Source organism: Melaminivora jejuensis (assembly GCF_017811175.1).
In the GTDB taxonomy this organism is placed as follows: domain Bacteria; phylum Pseudomonadota; class Gammaproteobacteria; order Burkholderiales; family Burkholderiaceae_C; genus Melaminivora; species Melaminivora jejuensis.
This window is the reverse complement of sequence record NZ_JACWIJ010000002.1, coordinates 1,659,642-1,680,219: the sequence shown is the minus strand read 5'-3', so window position 1 is coordinate 1,680,219 and position 20,578 is coordinate 1,659,642. Positions and strand designations below refer to the sequence as shown.

Genomic DNA, 20,578 nt, shown 5'->3' with positions numbered 1-20,578 from the left:
TCTTCATGCTCCCTTCTGCCTCTCTCTCCCGTCCTGTCCTGCGCTTTCTGCTGGCCCGCGCTGGCCGGGTGGCGGGCGCCCTGACGCTTGGCCTGGCGCTGGCGGCGCCTGCGCCGGCAGCTGCTGGCCCCGTGCCCTGGGTCGATGCACCCTACAGCTACTACGCCGACAACGCGCCCATGGCCCAGGTGCTGCGCGACTTTGCCGGCAGCTTCAGCCTGTCGCTGGAGCTGTCGCCGCTGGTCGAGGGCCAGGTCAGCGGGCGTTTCAACGCCAGCACGCCGACCGAGTTCCTGGATCGCCTGGCCAGCGTCTATGGCCTGACCTGGTTCACCCATGCCGGTACATTGTTCGTCGCGCGCACCACCGAGATGAGCACGCGCAGCATCACCGCTGGCGGCAGCAGCATCGCCACCGTGCGCCAGGCACTCAGCAGCCTGGGTGTGCTGGATACGCGTTTTGGCTGGGGTGAGCTGCCCGAGCAGGGCGTGGCCCTGGTGTCCGGCCCGCCGGCCTATGTCAGCCTGATCGAGCGCACCATGGCGGCGCTGCCGCTGACTGCCGGCGGACAGCAGGTGGCGGTGTTCCGGCTCAAGCACGCCTCGGTCGATGACCGCATCATTCAGTACCGCGACCGGCAGATCACCACGCCGGGCCTGGCGCAGGTGTTGCGCAACCTGATCCAGGGCGGTGGCGGCACGGGGGTCAGCAATGCGCTGCTGACCTCGGTGGCCCAGCCGCAGGTGGTCTGGGGCCTGGGCGCCGCGCCGAACATGGCCGGCATCGTTTTCGATCCGGCCAATCCGGCTCATGCGCTCAATCCGGGCGCATCGGCTGCCCGGGCGGCTGCCGGCAATGCGGCTGGCGCGGGCGCTGCCGATGGCGCCAGCGGCGGCCAGCGCCGGCTGGCGCCCTCCATCCAGGCCGACTCGCGCCTGAACGCGCTCATCGTGCAGGACACGGCTGAGCGCATCCCGCTGTACAAGGCCTTGATCGAGCAGCTGGACGTGCCCACGCCGCTGATCGAGATCGAGGCCATGATCATCGACATCAATTCGACCAAGCTCGACGAGCTGGGTATTTCCTGGAGCGGGCGCAAGGGCGGCACGGCAGGCGGCTTCGGCAACCTGACCGCCAAGGACGATGGCAACGACATGTTTCTCGGGGCGCTGCAGCGCGCGGCGACCATCGACCCGACGACGCTGGTGGTCAACACCGGCAACTTCCTGGTCAGCCGCATCCGCGCGCTGGAAGGCACGGGGGACGCTTCCATCCAGTCGCGCCCGTCGATCCTGACCATCGACAACATCGGGGCGCTGCTCGATCTGTCCGAGACTTTCTATATCAGGAGCGTGGGCGAGCGTGTCGCCACGGTCACGCCGATCACCGCCGGCACCACGCTGCGCGTGACCCCGCACTATGTGCAGCGCCCCGAAGGGCCGGTCATCCAGCTGGACGTGGACATCGAGGATGGCCAGATCCAGGAAACCACGGTGGACACCATCCCCACGGTGCGCCGCAGCACGGTGAGCACCCAGGCCATCGTGGGCGAGGGGCAGACGCTGCTGATCGGCGGCTACAAGAGCACCCAGCAGCTCAACCGCAACGACCGCGTGCCGGTGGTGGGTGAAGTGCCGCTGCTGGGAATGTTGTTTTCGCATCGCACCAGCAACCAGCAAACGCGCGAGCGCCTGTTCATGATCCAGCCGCGTGTGGTGTCGCTGCTGCCGCAGACGGCGGCTGCCGTGGACGCCCTGCGCACGGCGACGCCGCTGCCCATGCCAGGGCCGGGCGAAAGTCTGCGCTGAACTGCCAGGGCGCTCGCCCGGCGCTCAGAAATCCAGCTCGACGCCGCGCGCCTGCAGCTTGGCGCGCAGTGAGCTGCGCGCGCGTGACAGGCGGCTGCGCACCGTGCCGACCGGGACGGTGAGCAAGGCGGCGGCTTCCTCGTAGCTCAGCTCATCGACGCCGACCAGCAGCAGCACCTCGCGCATGGCCGCAGGCAGCTCGTCCAGGGCTGACTGCAGATGGCGCATGTGCTGGCTTTGCTCATGCGCTTGCGCGGGCGAGGGGGCATCGATGGCCACGTCGCTCAGCTCGTCGTCGCTGGTGAATTCGTAGCGCCGGTGCGGCGCGCGCGAGAGGTGGTTGCGCACCAGGTTCATGGCGATGCCGTACAGCCAGGTGGACAGCTCGGAATCGCCCTTGAAGCTGCGATATGAGCGCACGGCCTCCAGGAAGGCCTGCTGCGCCAGGTCTTCGGCGTCGCTGCAATTGCCGATGTTCCTGATGATGAAGCGGTGCAGCCGCGTGCCGTGGGCCTGTACCAGGGAGCGAAACAGGGCGTCGCGCTGCGTCAGATCGCCCTCGCTCAGGAGTTGCTGTCCGGGCAGCGGCTCGGGCACGACTGGGTCGGCAGGGGAGGAAGGAGGGGCGTACACAATGGCAGACAGCAAAACCGGGGCAATGGATTCAGGGGTGCAGGCTGGCACAGGGCGGCACCCGACAGGGCAGGCGCGCCAGCCCGGCCATTGTTATGGCCAACGGCGTTTGTACACAATCCTTGTTTACGCGCGTTCTGTGCAGTGGCCGCCTGCGACGCTCGTCAGCGGGTGAATGAGCGCAGCTCCTGCATTAGCCATTCGCGGGCCGTGGCGGGCGTGACCGGTGCCTGGCGCTCGGCAGCGGCGCCCTGGAAGCGCTGCTCCATGCGCGCATCCACCAGGGCGCGCTGCTCGGTACCGAGGCTGGCCGGATCGATGGCCAGTTGTTCGCAGGCCTGCATGAAAGTGGTCGAGCTGTGCGCGGCCGACACCGACAGCTGGGTCAGGAAATCCACGCCCTGCAGTGCCGTGCGGCTGGTCTGTGCCATGTCCAGCGCCTGCTGCACGGTGCGCGCCGACAGGGCCGGCCCGGAGCCGGCTCCAGCCCCAGCTCGCGCGCCACCGCCGACTGGATGCCGCGCGAGAACGACTGGCCCAGAGCCGCGACGAAGGCCGAGGTGGTGTCGGCCTCCGATTGAGGCTCGACCCAGGCCACGGAGCGCTGGCTGGGCGTGATGCCGGTTGCCTTGACCTGCCATTGGGCGCCATCCTGGCTGACATGCAGCCACGGGCCTTGCTGGGCTGCCTCCTGGAAGGATTCCAGCGCAGGCTGGGGCGGGCCTGCTGCGGTGGTGGGCGGAAGGTTGTTCACTGTCATCGCCAGAAGGATTGATGCCGTGCCAGAGAGAAAAATGCCGGATGGAGGCGGGAAGTGGTCAAGAGTCGGCCAGCGCCTGGGCAGCGGCTGTCGGACACGGCTGGAAATGCCCGAAGGTGCCGGCGCGGCTTTGCCTCTGCTGTTTGGTAACGGCCAGTCCGGCCTGGGTTCCAGAGCAATTGCAAAGCAGTGTCAGTTCCACGACCTGCTGGACGCCCGGGTCAGATGCGTTGCGCCCAGTTCATCATGGCAGCACTCTGCCCCAAAGGAGCGGGGGGGCATCCTGCAGGCGCTTTTGCCAGCGCTCGGCGTGCTGCAGCACCAGCTCGATGGCCTGCAGCAGCGCGCTGGCACTGGCCTCCTGCCAGGATACGGGCAGATGGACGACGGCGCAGCCCTGGCTGTCCAGGCCGGCCCAGCCGCCACCGAAGCCCGCCCCCAGGTGATTGCCTTGCATCAGGGTGCGCAGGGCCTGGCCGTCCGGATGTTGGCTGCTGCGCAGCACGCATGACACCAGCCAGCGCCCCTGCGCCGGGGCGGGCTGCAGCTCGACGATCTGCTCGCCGTCGAACATCAGGCGGCAACAACCCCTGGCATCGGGACGCAGCCCGGGGATGCCGATGGCCTGGCCCAGGGCGGCGATCAAGTCGGCGGCAGCAGCATCGGACATGGTGGACGGGACAGGGTGCAAAACGGAAAGAGTCAGAGCGGCGCCGATGATACGCCGCAGCCTGCAGCCCTGCCGGCCTGGGCGCCGGCAGCCTGGATGGGCGGGCATTGACATCCTCCCCGGCCTGAAGGCCGGAGATTCCTACGGCGCTCCAACCAGCACGTGGCTGGATAGAGTCGCTTCGGCGGGTTCCTGCTTCACCGAGGCTGCACGCCTTGCCTTGACAGGCTTGGCGCGGCTGACATCCTCTCCACAGGCTAACCGGGCGTGTCCCGCCCTTAAAACATTGATCGCGCCGACCGCATCGGCGTTGTCCTCGAAACCGCATTCCACACACGCGAACCGAGCTTGTGTCTGGCGGTTGTTTGCCGACACATGGCTGCAGCGCGGACAGGTTCGGCTCGTGTTCTGCGGCGGCACGGCGATGAGGTATCTGCCGCGCTATGCCAGCTTGTAGTCCAGTTGGCGACGGAACTCGAACCAGCCTTGATCGAGGATGGCTTTGTTCAGGCCAGACTTGGCTCGCACGTTGTTGCCCGGCTGTTCGGCGCTGCCCTTGGCGCTCTTGCTCATGTTGCGCACCTCCAAGTCCTCGATGACGACCATCGCGTGGTTTTGGCTGATGGCTGTCGTGGCTTTGTGCAGGTAGTCGCGCCGGGCGTTGCTGATGCGGCAATGGATGGGTTGGACGCGGGCCTTGGCCTTTTTCCAGTTGCTGCTGAATTTGGTCTTGCGGCTCATGACCCGCTGGTAGCGGCGCAAGCGGGCTTCGTGCTCCCTAAAGCTCGCCAGCGGCTCCAGATAGGAGCCGTCGCTGAAGGTGGCGAAGCGCGCAATGCCCATATCGATGCCGATGGCACTGCTGGCCTGTGGGATGGGCGGCTCGACTTCGCGCTCGGTCTGGATGCTGACGAACCATTTGCCGCTGGACAGGCTGACGGTGGCATTGCACAGGCTGCCCAGCACCGGGCGCGCTAGCCTCAGCCGTATCCAGCCCAGCTTGGGCAGGAAGATGCGCCCGTTGGCCTGGTCGAGCTTGATCTGCTTGGCGTCGGGGTAGCGAAAGCTGTCCCGCTGGCCCTTCTTCTTGAAGCGCGGGAATGCCGCCCGCTTGGCGAAGAAGTTGCTGTATGCCCGCTCCAAGTCCTTGAGCGTCTGCTGCAGCGGGTGAACCGGCGCATTGGCCAGCCAAGCCGTATCCATGCTGCCCCGCCACTCGGTGAGCAGCTTGCACAGGGCTGCATAGCCGAGCTTCTTCTGGCCACGCGCGTAGCGTTCTTTTTGCAACGCCAGCGCCTTGTTGAACACGAAGCGGCACAAGCCAGCGAAGCGGCGCATTTGCCGCTCTGGCTGGCCGTCTGGGCGCAGTTCGTATTTGAAGGCTTGCAAGCGTTGCATGGCTGGGGAAATGTACCGTTGCTTGAGGACGGCTATGCCGTCCGCGCTAGCCTGCCCCGGCCTGAAGGCCGAGGCTTGTCGCGCACCGGGTCAGGCTTCCTGCAGTGCCGGCTGCCGCATGGCGGCAGGCTCGTGCAAATGCCCGGCGATGGCCTGGGCCGCAGCAGTCAAGGCCTGCACCCGGGCCTCGTCGCCCAGGCCGATGCCTTCGGCACGCACGATGCGGACATCGGTGATGCCAAAAAAGCCGAAGACCGTCTGCAGGAAGCTTTCCTGATGCTCCATGGCGCGCCCGGCCTCGCTGGTTGAGTACAGGCCGCCGCGCGTCGAGGCCACGAACACCGTCTTGCCCTTGGCCAGGCCTTCGGGCCAGTAGCGGTGTAGCGGAAGGTGCGTCCGGGCTGGGCCAGGCGGTCGATCCAGCTCTTGAGCTGGGTGGGGATAGTGAAGTTGTACATGGGTGCGCCGATGACCAGCACGTCGGCGGCCAGGAACTGCTGCAGCAGCCGCTCAGTCACGGCGTTCTCGCGCTGCTGCGCTGCGCTCAGGCCTTCGGTCTGGCCAAAGCGCAGGGCCAGGGCGTCTGCCGTGTAGTGCGCCGGCGTGTCCTGCGCCAGATCCAGGTACTGCACCTGGGTATCGGGGTGCTGGGCCTGCCAGGCGCGCACGATGTCTGCGGTGAGCTGGCGCGAGGTGGATTGATCGCCGGTGATGGCCGAGTCGATGTGCAGCAATTGCATGGGTATTCCTTTGATGTTGTGAATGTCTGTGTGGCTGGGTGCTGCGGGTAAACCCGCGATCTTGCACAAGGATAGATTATGAATTTGACTTCAATACTTGATAAGACTGGATTTGTGCAATAGATTGTTCTGCAATTGCAACAATGAACGCCACAGCCATGCAGGACTTGAACGACATGCTCTACTTTGCCGAGGTAGCCGAGCGCGGCGGCTTTGCCGCTGCCGGACGCGCGCTGGGCATCCCGAAGTCGCGCCTGTCGCGCCGCGTGGCCGAGCTGGAGGCGCGCCTGGGTGTGCGCCTGCTGCAGCGCACCACGCGCAGCCTGTCGCTGACCGAGGTCGGGCAGGCCTATCTGCGCCACTGCGTCGCCTTGCGCGATGCCGCCCAGGCGGCGCAGGAGACGGTCGATCAAGTCCACAGCGAACCCTGCGGCACGGTGCGCGTGAGCTGCCCGGTGACGCTGGCGCAATCGGTGCTGGCCGAGCTGTTGCCGGCCTATCTGGAGCGCCACCCAGCCGTGCGGCTGGAGATGCAGGTCAGCAACCGTGTGGTCAACGTGGTCGAGGAGGGCGTAGATGTGGCGCTGCGCGTGCGCAGCTCGGTGGACGACAGCGGCAGCATGGTTGTCAAGCGGCTGGGCGAAGGCGTGCAGCTGCTGGTGGCCAGTCCGGCACAGTTGCAGCGCCAGGGTACGCCGGCCACGCTGGCCGACCTGGCGCGCATGGACACCCTGGCCATGTCCAGCGCCGAGGGCGGGGCCAGCCTGGTGCTGCACGGCCCGGGCGGGCGCCAGGAGAGCGTGCGCTTTGCCCCGCGCCTGGTGGCCGACGACTTGCTGGTGCTGCAGCACGCGGCGCTGGCCGGCGTCGGCCTGTGCTGGCTGCCGGACTATCTGTGCCTGTCCGACATCGAGGCCGGGCGTCTGGTGCGGCTACTGCCCGAGTGGGCACCGGCGCGCGGCATCGTCCATGCGGTGTTCGCCTCGCGCCGTGGTCTGGCGCCGGCGGTGCGCAGCTTTTTGGACTTTCTGGGCGAGGAACTGCCGCCCCGGGTGCGGCTGTGAATTCGTGGTCGGCGTTGTTATGCCAAATTTCAGATAAATAAAAAGAAAACTATTCGTTTGGGTTTTGATGTCCCCTTCGGACAATGCCTGCCATCCCGCCCCCAGGGCATGACAAGGATTGCTCCGATGACCAAGAAAACATCCACCCGCCAAAGCCGCCGCCTGCACTTCAAAGTGCTGATCGCCGCAGTGGCCCTCGGTGCTAGCGGCCTGGCCGCCGCCCAGGCCAACGCGCTGCTCAACGTCAGCTACGACGTGGCGCGCGAGTTCTACAAGGACTACAACGCAGCTTTCATCGCCCACTACAAGAAGACCAAGGGCGTGGACATCAAGGTCGATCAGTCGCACGCCGGCTCCAGCGCCCAGGCGCGTGCGGTGAACGACGGCCTGGGCGCCGACGTGGTCACCTTCAATACCACCACCGACGTGCAGTTCCTGGCCGACAACGGCGTGGTCGCCAAGGACTGGGCCAGCAAGTTCCCGCACGAGGCCTCGCCCACCACCTCGACCATGCTGTTCCTGGTGCGGCACGGCAACCCGAAGAACATCCGGGACTGGAGCGACCTGATCCGCCCGGACGTCAAGGTCATCGTCGTCAACCCCAAGACCGGCGGCAATGGCCGCTACGCCTATCTGGCCGCCTGGGGCAGCGTGCGCGAGCAGGGCGGCAGCGACGCGCAGGCAGCCGAGTTCGTCGGCAAGATGTACAAGAACGTCCCGGTGCTGGCCAAGGGCGGGCGCGATGCCACGGCCACCTTCCTGCAGCGCGGCATCGGCGACGTGCTGATCACGTTCGAGTCCGAAGTCGTCTCGGTCGAGCGTGAATTCGGCAAGGGCAAGGTCGATGCCGTCTATCCCTCGGTCAGCATCACCGCCAAGAACCCGGTGGCGGTGGTCGAGCGCACCGTGGCCAAGAAGGGCACGACCGAGCTGGCCAAGGCATATCTGGACTACCTGTACTCGGACGAGGCGCAGGAGATCGCCGCCCGCCACGCCATCCGCCCGCGCTCCGAAGCCGTGCTGAAAAAGCACGCCGACCAATTCAAGCCCATCCAGCAATTCGCCGTGGCCAAGTACTTCGGCAGCCTGGCCGAGGCGCAGAAGACGCACTTCAACGACGGCGGCCAGTTCGACAAGCTCTACCAGCCGGGCCGTTGACACCATGACCACTGCCGTGCTGACGAGCACCCTGGCAGCGCGGCCTGGGCCGTGCGGCGCTGCCGACGCGCCTGCCGCACCCGCTGCCCTCATACCCCGGCGACGCGGTCGCCGGGTGCTGCCCGGCTTCGGGCTGACGCTGGGCTATACGCTGTTTTACCTGAGCGTGGTGGTGCTAGTGCCGCTGCTGGCGCTGCTGCTCAAGTCCTTCACGCTGAGCTGGCCGCAATTTTGGGAGGCCGTGTCCGCCCCGCGCGTGCTGGCGGCCTACCGGCTGACCTTTGGCGCCTCGCTCCTGGCGGCCTGCACCAATGCGGTCTTTGGGCTACTGGTGGCCTGGGTGCTGGTGCGCTACCAGTTTCCGGGCAAGCGGCTGCTGGACGCCCTGGTCGATCTGCCCTTTGCCCTGCCCACCGCCGTGGCCGGCATTTCGCTCACGGCGCTGCTGGCCGGCAATGGCTGGGTCGGGCAGTATCTGGAGCCGCTGGGCGTGCAGCTGGCCTTCCAGCCGGGCGGCGTGGTCATCGCGCTGATCTTCATCGGCCTGCCGTTTGTCGTGCGCACGGTGCAGCCGGTGCTGCAGGACACGGAAAAAGAGCTGGAAGAAGCCGCCTCCAGCCTGGGCGCCTCGCGCTGGCAGATCTTTCGCCACGTCATCCTGCCGGCCATCACGCCGGCGCTCCTGACCGGCTTTGCCATGGCCTTTGCTCGGGCCATTGGCGAGTACGGCTCGGTCATCTTCATCGCCGGCAACGTGCCCATGGTCTCGGAAATCGTTCCCCTCATCATCATCGGCAAGCTGGAGCAGTACGACATCGCCGGCGCTACCGCCGTGGCCGTGGTCATGCTGGTGATCTCGTTTGCCATGCTGCTGCTCATCAACGCCCTGCAGGCCTGGCAGCGCAAGCGCGCCGGGATGGCGGCATGAGCGGCGCAGCCACCTCTACCATCCGCCGGGCCGGTGCCGGCACCACCGAGCCGCGCTGGCTGCAGTGGCTGTTGATCGGCGTGGTGCTGGTCTTTTTGCTGCTGTTTCTGCTGCTGCCGCTGGCCGCCGTCTTTGCCGAAGGCCTGCGCCAAGGCCTGGATGCCTACCTGGCGGCGCTGGCCGAGCCCGATGCCTGGGCGGCGATCCGCCTGACGCTGCTCACGGCGGCGCTGGCCGTGCCGCTGAATCTGGTCTTTGGCGTGGCGGCGGCCTGGTGCATCGCCAAGTACGAGTTCCGTGGCAAGGCCTTTCTGACCACGCTGATCGATCTGCCGTTTTCCATCTCGCCGGTGGTGGCCGGGCTGATGTATGTGCTGGTCTTCGGCGCCAATGGCTGGCTCGGCCCGTGGCTGGCGGCGCACGACATCAAGATCATCTTTGCCGTGCCAGGCATCGTGCTGGCGACCATCTTCGTCACCTTTCCCTTCATCGCGCGCGAGCTGATCCCGCTCATGCAGGCACAGGGCAACGACGAGGAGCAGGCGGCGGTGGTGCTGGGCGCCAGCGGCTGGCAGACCTTCTGGCACGTCACCCTGCCCAACATCAAGTGGGGCTTGCTGTACGGCGTGATCCTGTGCAATGCGCGCGCCATGGGCGAGTTCGGCGCGGTGTCGGTGGTCTCGGGCCACATCCGGGGGCAGACCAACACCATCCCGCTGCACGTGGAGATTCTCTACAACGAGTACCAGTCGGTGGCGGCCTTTGCCTCGGCCTCGCTGCTGGCGCTGCTGGCCCTGGTCACGCTGGCCATCAAGACGGCTGCCGAATACCAGAGTGCGCGCGAGCAGCGGGCCAATACCAATTTGCCGCCGGAACAGCCTCAAACCCTTGCCAGTCAAGCGGTAATAGCTACAAAATCATGAGCATCGAAATCCGCAACATCCACAAGCAGTTCGGCACTTTCCGCGCCTTGAACGATGTCAGCCTGGACATCGCATCGGGCGAACTCATCGCCCTGCTGGGGCCGTCGGGCTGCGGCAAGACCACGCTCTTGCGCATCATCGCCGGGCTGGAGGCGCCCGACAGCGGCAGCATCCACTTCAGCGGCCAGGACACGACGGACGTGCATGTGCGCGAGCGCGGCGTGGGCTTCGTGTTCCAGCACTACGCGCTGTTTCGGCACATGACGGTGTTCGACAACGTGGCCTTCGGCCTGCGCATGAAGCCCCGGCGCGAGCGCCCTTCCGAGGCCACCATCCGCGCCAAGGTCATGGAGTTGCTGTCGCTGGTGCAGCTGGACTGGATTGCCGAGCGCTACCCGGCGCAGCTCTCGGGCGGGCAGCGCCAGCGCATCGCCCTGGCGCGCGCGCTGGCCGTCGAGCCCAAGGTGCTGCTGCTCGACGAGCCCTTTGGCGCGCTGGACGCCAAGGTCAGGAAAGAGCTGCGCCGCTGGCTGCGCCGCCTGCACGACGAGCTGCATGTGACCAGCATCTTTGTCACCCACGACCAGGAGGAGGCGCTGGAGGTGGCCGACCGTGTGGTCGTCATCAACCAGGGCCGCATCGAGCAGCAGGGCACGCCGCAGGAGGTCTGGAATCAGCCGGCCAGCCCCTTCGTGTACAGCTTTCTGGGCGATGTCAATCTGTTCCAGGGCCGCGCCAGCGGCGGGCACATCGAGCTGGCCGGTGGCCTGCAGCTGGACAACCCTGGCGCGCAGCCCGCCGAGGGCACGGCCGCCTTTGCCTACGTGCGCCCGCACGAGCTGGATGTGCGCCGCCGCCCGGTGGGCAGCGCGGACGGCGCGCTGAGCGCAGGCGGCATCGCTGCGCAGCTGACGCGCGCCATCGTCGTCGGCCCCATCGCGCGGCTGGAACTTATCCCCGAGGGCAGCACCCCAAGCGCCGACAATACGCGGGAAGGTAGGCAGGAAGGCACGCTGATCGAGGCGCAGATCCCGGCGCAGCAGTTCCACGACATGGGCCTGCGCGAGGGTGAGACGCTGGTGCTGACGCCGCGCCGCGCCCAGGTCTTCTTCGACCAGGGCGCCGGCATCTGAGAGCGTGTTTACGATCCACGCGCGGGTGCGCGAGCGTGGCCTCGGGCGGTCTGCGGCGTTGCAAATCCTCGCGATAGCACGGGCTATCGCTGCGGTTTGCGCCTGGCAACCCATCCCGATCCGCACCCGCGCCCCTGCGCGCGGAGATCGTAAACACGCTCTGAGGGCGCTTCCAGCCGCCGGCCTGCGTGGCCCATCACCATCCGAGGGAAAGAAGAACTTCCATGCTGCTCAACTGGACGGCCACCGCGCCGCGCCGCATCCTGGCCCTGATCGCCGCCGCCTGTGTGGCCATGCTGGCCTTTGGCATGTACCTGCAATACGCCGTCGGACTGGAGCCCTGCCCGATGTGCATCGTGCAGCGCTACGCTCTTGTTTTGCTAGCTGTCAGCACAGGCCTGGCAAGCCTCAGAGGCCAAAAAGGCTGGTGGATGAGTTTCGCCGCACTGGCCTTGCTGGCCGCTGGCTTCGGCGCCTTCGTCGCCGCCCGGCAAAGCTGGCTGCAGTGGTTCCCGCCCGAGGTGGCGACCTGCGGGCGCGACTTCTACGGAATGATCGAGAACTACCCCATCAGCCGGGCGATCCCCATGATCTTCCGCGGCTCGGGCGACTGCACGGCGGTGGACTGGAGCTTCCTGGGCGGCTCGATCGCCAACTGGTCATTCGTCTGGTTCGTCTTTTTCAGCCTGGTGCTGCTGATGCTGCTGGTACGCGGCGCGCGCCGCCGCACCCTGCGCTGAGCCGGGCTGCGGCGCGCCGTACACCCTCACAGGCCGCTGGGCCAGGTTTCCGGCACTTCCCCTTCGCCCTCGTGCCCCCAGCGCTCGCGCACCGGCTGGCCGACATTCCACTCGCCGAGTGCGCCCATCTCGGTGGCGCGGGCGTCGCCCAGGTGCGAGTTGTGCGCCCACACCGCCAGGCGTGGGGCCATGCCGTGCGTGGCGCGCAGGTGCTGCTCCAGCGCCGCCAGGGTTTGCACCATGTGCGTGTCGCGCAGATTCCACGACGACACCCGGCCCCGGAACATGGTGCGGTAGTACTCCTCGGCATTGCGCACCAGGCGGGCATTCTGCTGGGCGTAGAAGGCCTCGTCGCGCTCGGCCCCCAGGGCCTGCGCGGTGCGCCGGTTCATCTCCATGAGCTGGGCGATGGCGTCGTCCTCGCAGCTGCGCACGGCGCCGACGGCGGCGGCGTAGCCGTAAGCGTGGCTGTCCTCGCCGCCGCGCTGGTCGAAGCAGGCATAGCGCGAGCGCGCCAGGGCGGCGGCCTGGGGATCGACCTGTTCCAAGTGCTGCAGCACGGCGTGCATAGAGCGGTACATGCTGTACAGATCCATGCCGAAAAAGCCCACCTGGCGTGCCGCCGGCACGCTGCGGTTGTGCTCGCGCAGCCACTCGACGAAGTTGCGCATGACGGTGTTGCGCCACATCCAGGCCGGGAAGCGTTCGAAGCCCGACAGCGCAGCCTCGGCGTCCGGGTCGTCGCCGCGAGCGCGCACGTAGCGATCCACGCGCAGGGCATCAGGCCAGTCGGCCTCGGCCACTACGGCAGTGCAGCCGTGCCCGGTGATCAGGCGGCGCGTCAGGCGTGCGCGCTCCAGGTAGAACTCGTGCGTGCCGTGGCTGGCTTCGCCAATCAGTACCAGACGCGCCGAGTCGATGAAGTCCGCCAAGCCAGGGGCCGTGTCGGCACGTTGAAAGGGATGCAGATGCGGCGCCAGGTCGCGCAGCAGTTGTGCGTCCTCGGAGGGGCTGGGGGTGCGCGGGGCGGCTTGTTCAGCGGTGGTTATGTCTGGGCTCCCTCGGTTTGCTGCAGGGCGCGCTCCATCAGCGCCTGCACCTGCTCGTCCTCCACTTGTTCGAAGTCGAGGTACCAGCGGCCCACGGCCTCGAACGGCTCCGGCTGGAGCGGGCAGACCACTTCGTCCGCATGGGCGCGCAGGGCCTCGCAGGCGTCTGGTGCGCCCACGGGTACAGCGAGTACCAGGCGCGCCGGGCTCTGGGCGCGGATGGCCTGGGCCGCGGCGCGCATGCTGGCGCCGGTGGCCAGGCCATCGTCCACCACGATCACCGTGCGCCCGGCAAGGGAGGGCAGGGGGCGCTCGCCCCGGTAGCGGCGCTCGCGGCGCGACAGCTCCTGCAGCTCGCGCTCCACCACGGCGTCCAGCTCGTGCGCAGGCACGCGCTGCAGGCTGTCATTCATGGTGCGCACACCGCCGCTGGCGACGGCGCCCAGGGCGTATTCGGGGTGCTGGGGATGGCCGATCTTGCGCACCACGAAAACGTCCATGGGCAAGGCCAGGGTGCGTGCCACCTCGTAGGCGACGGGTACGCCACCGCGCGGCAGGGCCAGCACCAGCGCGCCCGGTGCGTGGCGGTAATGCTCCAGCGCACGGGCCAGCGCCTGGCCGGCCTCAGTGCGGTCTGCGAAGGTGAAAGCGCTCATGGCCATCTCCTTGGCGCTATCCTAGGGTGGGGCCAGGCGCTGCTCCGTCCGCACGCGTGAATAGGGGCCGTAGGACGGGCGCTTAAGGGGTGGCGCTCTCGACGTCCGGCGCCACCTCGGGCTGCCGCGAGGACGCCCATGTCTGGTCCTGCAGGAAGAACTTGGCCACCATTTCCTTGGTGATCTGCACTGCGCGCTTGAGGCTCAGGTCGATGTGGTCGCTGAGTGCGGCGAGTGCCGGCTCCAGCTTGCGGGCCTGCAGCAGGTCCAGCAGCTGCGCGTGGGCGTTGAAGGCGCGAGCGTTCCAGTCGGACTGCTCCAGGTCGATATGCCGGGCCACGTGGATGCGGCGGGTGACCTGCTCGAGGAACTGGCTCAGCTCGCGGTTGTGCGACAGGGCCGTGAGGCGGCGGTGGAACTCCTCGTCGGCCAGCAGCAGGTCAGCGATGGACATGCCCGAGGCCTCGGCCATCACGCCCTCCCAATAGCTGCGCAGGCTGTCAATCTCGGCGTCGGTGGCGTTGTGCACGGCCAAAAAGACGGCCCGGCGCTCCAGCGCGATGCGTACCTGGTAGAGGTTGTACAGCTCCTCCACGCTGATGGCCTTGCGAAAGAAACCCTTGTTCATCACGAAGTCCAGGAAGCCCTCGGCCACCAGGCGGTTCAGCGCCTCGCGCAGCGGCGGGCGGCTGATGTCGAACTCGCGGCCCAGCGCCTGCTCGTTGATGCGCGCGCCGGGGCGGAAGTCGTAGTTCATGGCGCGCTCGCGCAGCTCGAGGTACAGGCGCTCCACGCTGCTGGCGTCGCGTGTCTGGGGCACATGCGTGCCTTCTTTGCTGGTTTTCTTCTTGACGGCCATGGTTGCACTCGGAGCAATAGCCCGTCGCAGGGACTGCGCCGGAGCCAGAAAAAGGGCGTGGATGGAAACCCATTCTAGGCCGCGCGATGTCGGTACCAGAGAGGGGCTTACCCAGGAGAAGTCATTTTTATTGACTTATGTCTTCATAAGTGTCTACACTTTGTTTAAAGACCGGTTCCGGCAGTGGGTTGCGGCCCCGCAGGCACACCGGCCGGTCTGGACAACTAATGACAGGCAAGGAGATATTCGGGATGAGCGATCTGAGCGTCGGCAGCAGCCTGCGGGCCGTGGGCCTGGAAGACAAGTACACCGCCACGCAGGGTACGGTCTATCTGACCGGCGTGCAGGCCCTGGTGCGCCTGCCCATGATGCAAAAGCGCCGCGACCGCGCGGCAGGCCTCAACACCGCCGGCTATATCACCGGCTACCGGGGCTCGCCCCTGGGCACCTTCGATGATCAGCTGGTCAAGGCGCGCAAACACCTGCAGGCGCATGACGTGGTGTTCGTGCCCGGCGTGAACGAGGATCTGGCCGCCACGGCCGTCTGGGGCAGCCAGATGGCCGAGATTGGCGGGGAGGGGCGCTTCGACGGCGTGTTCTCCATCTGGTACGGCAAGGGGCCGGGCGTGGACCGCTCGGGCGACGCCTTCCGCCACGGCAACCTGGCGGGCAGCTCCAGGAACGGCGGCGTGCTGGTGCTGATGGGCGACGACCACACCTGCGAATCGTCCACCACCTGCCACCAGAGCGAGTTCGCGCTGATGGACGCGCAGATGCCCATCCTCTCGCCCGCCGGTGTGTCGGAGTTGATCGAGTACGGCCTGTACGGCTGGGCGCTGTCGCGCTACTCTGGCTGCTGGGTGGGCATGAAGTGCATCAAGGACACGGCCGATGCATCGGGCTCGGTGGAGGTGGACGAGGCCGGCCCGGCCTTCACGCTGCCCGAGCTGCCGGACGCGCCGGCGGACGGTCTGAACATCCGCCTGCCCGACACGCCGCACGCGCAGGAATTTCGCCTGGTCAACCACAAGCTGGCGGCAGTGCAGGCCTTCGCGCAGGCCAACCGCATCGACCGCGTGGCGTTCGGGCGGCGCGGGGGCGCGCGCATCGGCATCGTCACCTCGGGCAAGAGCTGGCTCGACGTGCGCCAGGCGCTGGCAGATCTCGGCATCGACGAGGCGCGCGCGCAGGCGCTGGGCCTGGCGGTCTACAAGGTCGGCCTGGTCTGGCCGCTGGAGGCCGAGGGCATTGCCGAGTTCGCCCTGGGCCTGGACAAGGTCATCGTCATCGAGGAAAAGCGCTCGCTGCTGGAAGCGCAGCTCAAGGACATCCTGTATGGCCAGGAGGGTGCGCCGCAGGTTATCGGCAAGAAGGACGAGCGCGGCGCCAAGCTGCTGCGCGTGGAGATGGCGCTGGACGCCGCCATGATCGCCCAGGTGCTGGGCCACCGCCTGGCCGAGATCGACCCGGCGCTGCTGGACGTGACCCACGCCCTGGCGCGGCGCAAGCCCGTGCTGGGCGCGGTGGACGTCATGGCGCGCAGCTTCTACTTCTGCGCGGGCTGCCCGCACAACACCTCCACGCGCATCCCCGAGGGCAGCCGCGGCTACGCCGGCATCGGCTGCTCGTGGATGGCGCAGAGCATGGACCGCGGCACGCTGGGCTACACCCAGATGGGTGCCGAGGGCATGGCCTGGGTGGGCGAGGCGCCGTTTTCCAAGCGCGCGCACATGTTCCAGAACATGGGCGACGGCACCTACTTCCACTCCGGCATGTTGGCCATTCGCGCGGCCGTGGCGGCCAAGACCAACATCACCTTCAAGGTGCTCTACAACGACGCCGTGGCCATGACCGGCGGCCAGCGCCACGACGGCCCGCTGGACCCCGTGCGCATCACCCAGCAGGTGCATGCGGAAGGCGTGGCGCGCATCGCCGTGGTGACGGACGAGCCCGGCAAATACGACGGGGTGACCGGCTGGGCGCCGGGCGTCACCATCCACCACCGCGACGCGCTGGACGAGGTGCAGCGCCAGCTGCGCGAGGTGGCCGGTACCAGCGTGCTGGTCTACGACCAGACCTGCGCCGCCGAGAAGCGCCGCCGGCGCAAGCGCGGCGAGTTCCCCGATCCGGACATGCGCCTAGTCATCAACGAGGCCGTGTGCGAGGGCTGCGGCGATTGCGGCGCCAAGTCCAACTGCGTGGCCGTGGTGCCGGTGGAGACGGAATTCGGCCGCAAGCGCGCCATCGACCAGTCGGCCTGCAACAAGGATTTCTCCTGCCTCAAGGGCTTTTGCCCCAGCTTCGTCACCGTGCGCGGCGGCCAGCTGAAGAAGGGCGTGGCCGCGGGCAAAGAGGTGCTGGACGCGCCGCTGCCCGATCCCCAGCTGCCCGACCTGGCGCAGGGCGTCTACAGCCTCATCATCACTGGCGTGGGCGGCACCGGCGTGGTCACCATCGGCGCGCTGCTGGGCATGGCCGCGCACATGGAGGGCAAGGGCGTGGGCGTGCTGGACATGGCGGGCCTGGCGCAAAAGGGCGGCTCGGTGTGGACGCACATGCGCTTCGGCGCCACGCCGCAGGCGATTGCCGCCGTGCGCGTGGCCCCCGGCGGGGCCGATGCGCTGATCGGCTGCGACCTGGTGGTGGCCGCGGCCAGCAACACCCTGACCATGACGCGCAAGGGCGCCACCCGCGCCATCGTGAACACGCAAGAGGTCATGCCGGGCGCCTTCACGCAGAACCCGGATCTGCAGTTCCCCGGCAACCCGCTGGTCAAGACCATCGTGCGCGCCCTGGGCGAGGGCAACGTGGAGCAAGTGGACGCGGGCCGCCTGGCGCTGGCCCTGTGCGGCGACGCCATCGCCACCAACCTGTTCATGCTGGGCGCCGCCTACCAGCGCGGCCTGGTGCCGGTGAGCGCCCAGGCCATCGAGCGCGCCATCGAGCTCAACGGCGCGGCCGTGAAGATGAACATCGCCGCCTTCCGCTGGGGCCGCCGTCATGCGGTCGACCCGCAGGCCGTGGCGGCCAGCGCCGGCGCGGACATCGGCACAGGACAGCGCAAGCAGGCGGCCAGCCTGGATGAGTCGGTGCAGCTGCGCGTCGACTTCCTCACCGGCTATCAGAACGCCGCTTACGCTGCGCGCTTCAAGGCGCTGGTGGATGCCGTGCGCACGCACGAGTCGCGCGTCTGGCCCGGCGAGGAGCAGCTGGCGAGCGCCGTGTCGCAGAGCTTTTTCAAGCTCATGGCCTACAAGGACGAGTACGAGGTGGCGCGCCTGTACGCCGCGCCGGCCTTCCGCGAACAGATCGCCGCGCAGTTCGAGGGCGCGCCGCGCCTGTCCTTCAACCTGGCGCCGCCGCTGCTGGGCGACAAGAAGCGCGAGTTCGGCGCCTGGATGCTGCCGGCCTTCGGCGTGCTGGCACGGCTGAAGTTCTTGCGCGGTACGGCGCTCGACCCGTTCGGCCACACCGAGGAGCGCCGCCACGAGCGCGCCATGGTGGACGCCTTCGAGGCCCTGGTGCAGCGCCTGCTGCAGGAGGCGCGGCCCGACCAGTACGCGCTGGCCGTGCAGATCGCCCAGGCGCCGCAGAAGGTGCGCGGCTACGGCCACGTGAAGGAGGCCGCGCGCCAGGCCTACGAGGCCGAGCTGGCCCAGCTGCTGCAGCGCCTGCGCAGCAACGCCTGAGCATCAAACTTCATAGCTGCTGGCGCTTGATTTGCAAGGTTTTCGCATGATTTTTGTGCTGAAAACATTGTAGATAAAGCGCTGGAAGCTCCTGTTTTCATAGCATCAACCGGAACCCCCATGCCCACACCGCCCGCCGCCAGCGCGCGCCCGGCCCTGCCTCGCGGCAGCCTGGTGGCGCTGCTCACGCCCTTCACCGAAGACCTGCGCATCGACCTGCCGACGCTGCGCCGGCTGATCGACTGGCATATCGGCACCGGTACGGCGGGCATCGTCATCGCCGGCACCACGGGCGAATGTTCCGCCCTGTCGGACACCGAGCACCGCGAGCTGCTGGCCGCCGCCGTGCAGCACGCGGCCGGCCGCACCCACGTCATGGCCGGCGTGGGCGCCAATTCGACGGCCGAGGCGGTGGCGCTGGCGCGCTTTGCCCAGGAGTGCGGCGCGGATTCGCTGCTCAGCGTCGTGCCCTACTACAACAAGCCCACACAGCAGGGGCTGGTGGCGCACTTCACCGCGCAGGCCGACGCCGCCGCGCTGCCGCTGGTGCTCTACAACGTGCCCGGCCGCACGGTCATCGACCTGCAGGTGGACACCGTGGCCGCGCTGGCACGGCATCCGCGCATCGTGGGCCTCAAGGATGCGACGGGCGACATGGCCCGCGCGGCCGACGTCGCCCAGGCCGTGCCGCCGGGCTTCGCGCAGTACAGCGGCGACGACTTCACCAGCCTGCCCTACCTGGCGCTAGGCGGCCAGGGCGTGATCTCGGTGCTGGCCAACATCCTGCCGGCCGAGGTGGCCGCACTGTGCGCCCACATGGATGCCGGCCGGCTGCACGAGGCGCGTGCGCTGTTCGCGCGCCTGCTGCCGCTCACGCGCGCGCTGTTCATGGAAAGCAGCCCCGGCCCGGCCAAGCTGGCGGCGCAGCTGCGCGGCCTGTGCGGCGGCGGGCTGCGTCTGCCGATGTGCGAGGTGTCGCCCGCCACGGCGGCGGCGGTGCGCGCCGCGCTGCAGGCCTGGCCGGCTGCCTGATCGCGCTACCAAAAAAATAGCTGTCAGCGATTGATGGGAAAGCGCTGTAGGCGTTTCCCTTCAAGCCGCCGACCTGCCAAACGCTGCGGTTCGGCCCAGGTGCCGACCGGCAGCGCCACGCCCTCCTGCAGCAAGCGTTCGCGCTGGCGGTAGCGGCGCTCACCCGGCTGGCGGGTCTGGCTCGCTCCGCCCAGGGCGCGCCAGGGTTTCGCAGCGCTCGGCGATGGCATGGCGCGCAGCGATCTGACTTCGCTAGGGGCGATGGCGCTGGTCGCCAGGTCGAACACCAGCGGGTCGTGCCCGGCGCGCGGCGCGGCAAAGGCAGTGGGGTTGGTACCGAACAGCGCCCGGGTGCCGCCGCTGGTCACCACGCAGGCCATGCTGTTGACCAGAGCCAGCGCCACCAAGCCGTCGCGCGCCAGGGGCTCCACGTCGGGCCACAGGGCGGCGAAGTGGCGCGAATTGCGGACGGCCAGCAGTGCGATGCCGTTGGCGCGTGCCTTGGCCATCAGCGCCGGGTAGGCCGCCTGCCAGGCTGGCTGGGCGAAGCCGTTGCCCGCATCCATGGCCGGGTAGTCGGGACACTATGGCTGTGCGAGCCGAGGGGCCTAAGAGCGTGTTTACGATCTCCGCGCGCAGGGGCGCGGGTGCGGATCGGGATGGGCTGCCAGGCGCAAACCGCAGCGATAGCCCGTGCTATCGCGAGGATTTGCAACGCCGCAGACCGCCCGAGGCTGCGCTCGCGCACCCGCGCGGGGATCGTAAACACGCTCTAAGACGAACAACAGCGGTACCAGGAACCCGCGTGACTTTTCTATGCATCCGGGAAAACCAGAACTTCATCACGTTGTCTGTTTTTGGGAAACTGTCTACACTTGTATAGTCAGATTGGTGAATGCTAATAGATACACCTTCTGGCCGCAGCTTATTTAGCGCGTCAAGCTTTTCAACCCCAATCCAAGGAGACAAACATGGCCGGTGTTGGTAGTGAGAAACTTTTCGAAAACGACAAGGTGATCGTGTGGAACTTCGAGTTGAAGCCAGGTGAGCAGACTCCGATCCATACGCATGAGCATTCATACGTGTGGTATTCCATCCAGGGGACGGATCTGCAGGTGTTCGATGAGCATGGAAACGACCTGGGGACTCTGGAGGTCCCTACCGGGGCGGTCTATTCACTGAAGGTGGAGGACGGGTTTATCGAGGTGATGTCTGAGATTTGCAAGGGCGTCAAGATCCCTGCCAAGCACAGCGCCAAGAATGCCGGCACCACGCATTACCGTGAGATCCTCGTCGAATACAAAACTTGAGCTTCAGCGCTTGAGTTCTCCCTGAATG

At 67.6% G+C, this 20,578-nt stretch carries 18 protein-coding genes and 2 pseudogenes; 10 read left to right on the top strand and 10 right to left on the bottom strand.

Annotated features, from left to right (window positions below; genetic code table 11):
* The first annotated feature begins 5 nt into the window (after nt 1-5).
* Nucleotides 6-1,808 (top strand): type III secretion system outer membrane ring subunit SctC, encoded by a 1,803-nt coding sequence (gene sctC / locus IDM45_RS08035; RefSeq protein ID WP_209422368.1) that lies wholly within the window; start codon nt 6-8, stop codon nt 1,806-1,808.
* 24 nt (nt 1,809-1,832) lie between these two features.
* On the opposite strand, the gene IDM45_RS08030 is transcribed toward sctC, so the two are convergent.
* From IDM45_RS08030 to IDM45_RS08005, 6 genes and pseudogenes are all read right to left on the bottom strand, one after another.
* Complete coding sequence (locus IDM45_RS08030) at nt 1,833-2,456, bottom strand: RNA polymerase sigma factor (protein WP_232654165.1); 624 nt, start codon at nt 2,454-2,456, stop codon at nt 1,833-1,835.
* Between the two features lie 149 nt (nt 2,457-2,605).
* Nucleotides 2,606-2,872, bottom strand: coding sequence for a hypothetical protein (locus IDM45_RS08025; protein WP_209422367.1), 267 nt, complete (start codon nt 2,870-2,872; stop codon nt 2,606-2,608).
* Nucleotides 2,827-3,195, bottom strand: a complete 369-nt coding sequence (locus IDM45_RS08020; protein WP_209422366.1) for a hypothetical protein — start codon at nt 3,193-3,195, stop codon at nt 2,827-2,829. The genes IDM45_RS08025 and IDM45_RS08020 overlap by 46 nt, the downstream gene beginning before the upstream one ends.
* Before the next feature lie 250 nt (nt 3,196-3,445).
* Nucleotides 3,446-3,871 (bottom strand): type III secretion system chaperone, encoded by a 426-nt coding sequence (locus IDM45_RS08015; RefSeq protein ID WP_209422365.1) that lies wholly within the window; start codon nt 3,869-3,871, stop codon nt 3,446-3,448.
* Nucleotides 3,872-4,012: 141 nt separating this feature from the next.
* Nucleotides 4,013-5,269 (bottom strand): annotated as a pseudogene (locus IDM45_RS08010) (RNA-guided endonuclease InsQ/TnpB family protein).
* Nucleotides 5,270-5,359: 90 nt separating this feature from the next.
* Nucleotides 5,360-6,009 (bottom strand): annotated as a pseudogene (locus IDM45_RS08005) (FMN-dependent NADH-azoreductase).
* Nucleotides 6,010-6,167: 158 nt separating this feature from the next.
* Between IDM45_RS08005 and IDM45_RS08000 the strand changes: the two are divergent.
* The 6 genes from IDM45_RS08000 (at nt 6,168) to IDM45_RS07975 (ending at nt 11,955) form a co-directional block, all read left to right on the top strand.
* Nucleotides 6,168-7,073 (top strand): LysR family transcriptional regulator, encoded by a 906-nt coding sequence (locus IDM45_RS08000; RefSeq protein ID WP_209424054.1) that lies wholly within the window; start codon nt 6,168-6,170, stop codon nt 7,071-7,073.
* 126 nt (nt 7,074-7,199) lie between these two features.
* Nucleotides 7,200-8,231 (top strand): sulfate ABC transporter substrate-binding protein, encoded by a 1,032-nt coding sequence (locus IDM45_RS07995; protein ID WP_209422364.1) that lies wholly within the window; start codon nt 7,200-7,202, stop codon nt 8,229-8,231.
* Nucleotides 8,232-8,235: 4 nt separating this feature from the next.
* A complete protein-coding gene (gene cysT / locus IDM45_RS07990) occupies nt 8,236-9,159 on the top strand; it encodes a sulfate ABC transporter permease subunit CysT (protein ID WP_209422363.1) in 924 nt (307 codons plus the stop codon).
* Nucleotides 9,156-10,082: a sulfate ABC transporter permease subunit CysW gene (gene cysW / locus IDM45_RS07985; protein ID WP_209422362.1), complete on the top strand. Its 927-nt coding sequence runs from the start codon at nt 9,156-9,158 to the stop codon at nt 10,080-10,082. Before cysT ends, cysW begins: the two co-directional genes overlap by 4 nt.
* Nucleotides 10,079-11,215, top strand: coding sequence for a sulfate/molybdate ABC transporter ATP-binding protein (locus IDM45_RS07980; RefSeq protein ID WP_209422361.1), 1,137 nt, complete (start codon nt 10,079-10,081; stop codon nt 11,213-11,215). Before cysW ends, IDM45_RS07980 begins: the two co-directional genes overlap by 4 nt.
* Nucleotides 11,216-11,439: 224 nt before the next feature.
* A complete protein-coding gene (locus IDM45_RS07975; protein ID WP_209422360.1) occupies nt 11,440-11,955 on the top strand; it encodes a disulfide bond formation protein B in 516 nt (171 codons plus the stop codon).
* A gap of 26 nt (nt 11,956-11,981) precedes the next feature.
* On the opposite strand, the gene IDM45_RS07970 is transcribed toward IDM45_RS07975, so the two are convergent.
* From IDM45_RS07970 to IDM45_RS07960, 3 genes are all read right to left on the bottom strand, one after another.
* Complete coding sequence (locus IDM45_RS07970) at nt 11,982-12,887, bottom strand: erythromycin esterase family protein (RefSeq protein WP_232654170.1); 906 nt, start codon at nt 12,885-12,887, stop codon at nt 11,982-11,984.
* A 113-nt stretch (nt 12,888-13,000) separates the two neighbouring features.
* A complete protein-coding gene (locus IDM45_RS07965) occupies nt 13,001-13,660 on the bottom strand; it encodes a phosphoribosyltransferase (RefSeq protein WP_209422359.1) in 660 nt (219 codons plus the stop codon).
* Between the two features lie 82 nt (nt 13,661-13,742).
* Nucleotides 13,743-14,519 carry a GntR family transcriptional regulator gene (locus IDM45_RS07960; protein WP_209422358.1) on the bottom strand — a complete coding sequence of 259 codons (777 nt, stop codon included), beginning with the start codon at nt 14,517-14,519 and terminating at the stop codon, nt 13,743-13,745.
* A gap of 251 nt (nt 14,520-14,770) precedes the next feature.
* Between IDM45_RS07960 and IDM45_RS07955 the strand changes: the two genes are divergently transcribed.
* Nucleotides 14,771-18,208, top strand: a complete 3,438-nt coding sequence (locus IDM45_RS07955; RefSeq protein WP_209422357.1) for an indolepyruvate ferredoxin oxidoreductase family protein — start codon at nt 14,771-14,773, stop codon at nt 18,206-18,208.
* Nucleotides 18,209-18,328: 120 nt separating this feature from the next.
* On the top strand, nt 18,329-19,240 hold the full coding sequence (gene dapA / locus IDM45_RS07950) for a 4-hydroxy-tetrahydrodipicolinate synthase (RefSeq protein ID WP_209422356.1): 912 nt from the start codon (nt 18,329-18,331) through the stop codon (nt 19,238-19,240).
* Between the two features lie 23 nt (nt 19,241-19,263).
* Here the strand turns inward: dapA and IDM45_RS07945 are convergent, their stop codons facing one another.
* Nucleotides 19,264-19,806 (bottom strand): Ldh family oxidoreductase, encoded by a 543-nt coding sequence (locus IDM45_RS07945; RefSeq protein WP_209422355.1) that lies wholly within the window; start codon nt 19,804-19,806, stop codon nt 19,264-19,266.
* A gap of 405 nt (nt 19,807-20,211) precedes the next feature.
* On the opposite strand from IDM45_RS07945, the gene IDM45_RS07940 reads away from it, so the two are divergent.
* Nucleotides 20,212-20,550 (top strand): cupin domain-containing protein, encoded by a 339-nt coding sequence (locus IDM45_RS07940; protein ID WP_103738332.1) that lies wholly within the window; start codon nt 20,212-20,214, stop codon nt 20,548-20,550.
* The last annotated feature ends 28 nt before the right edge of the window (nt 20,551-20,578 follow it).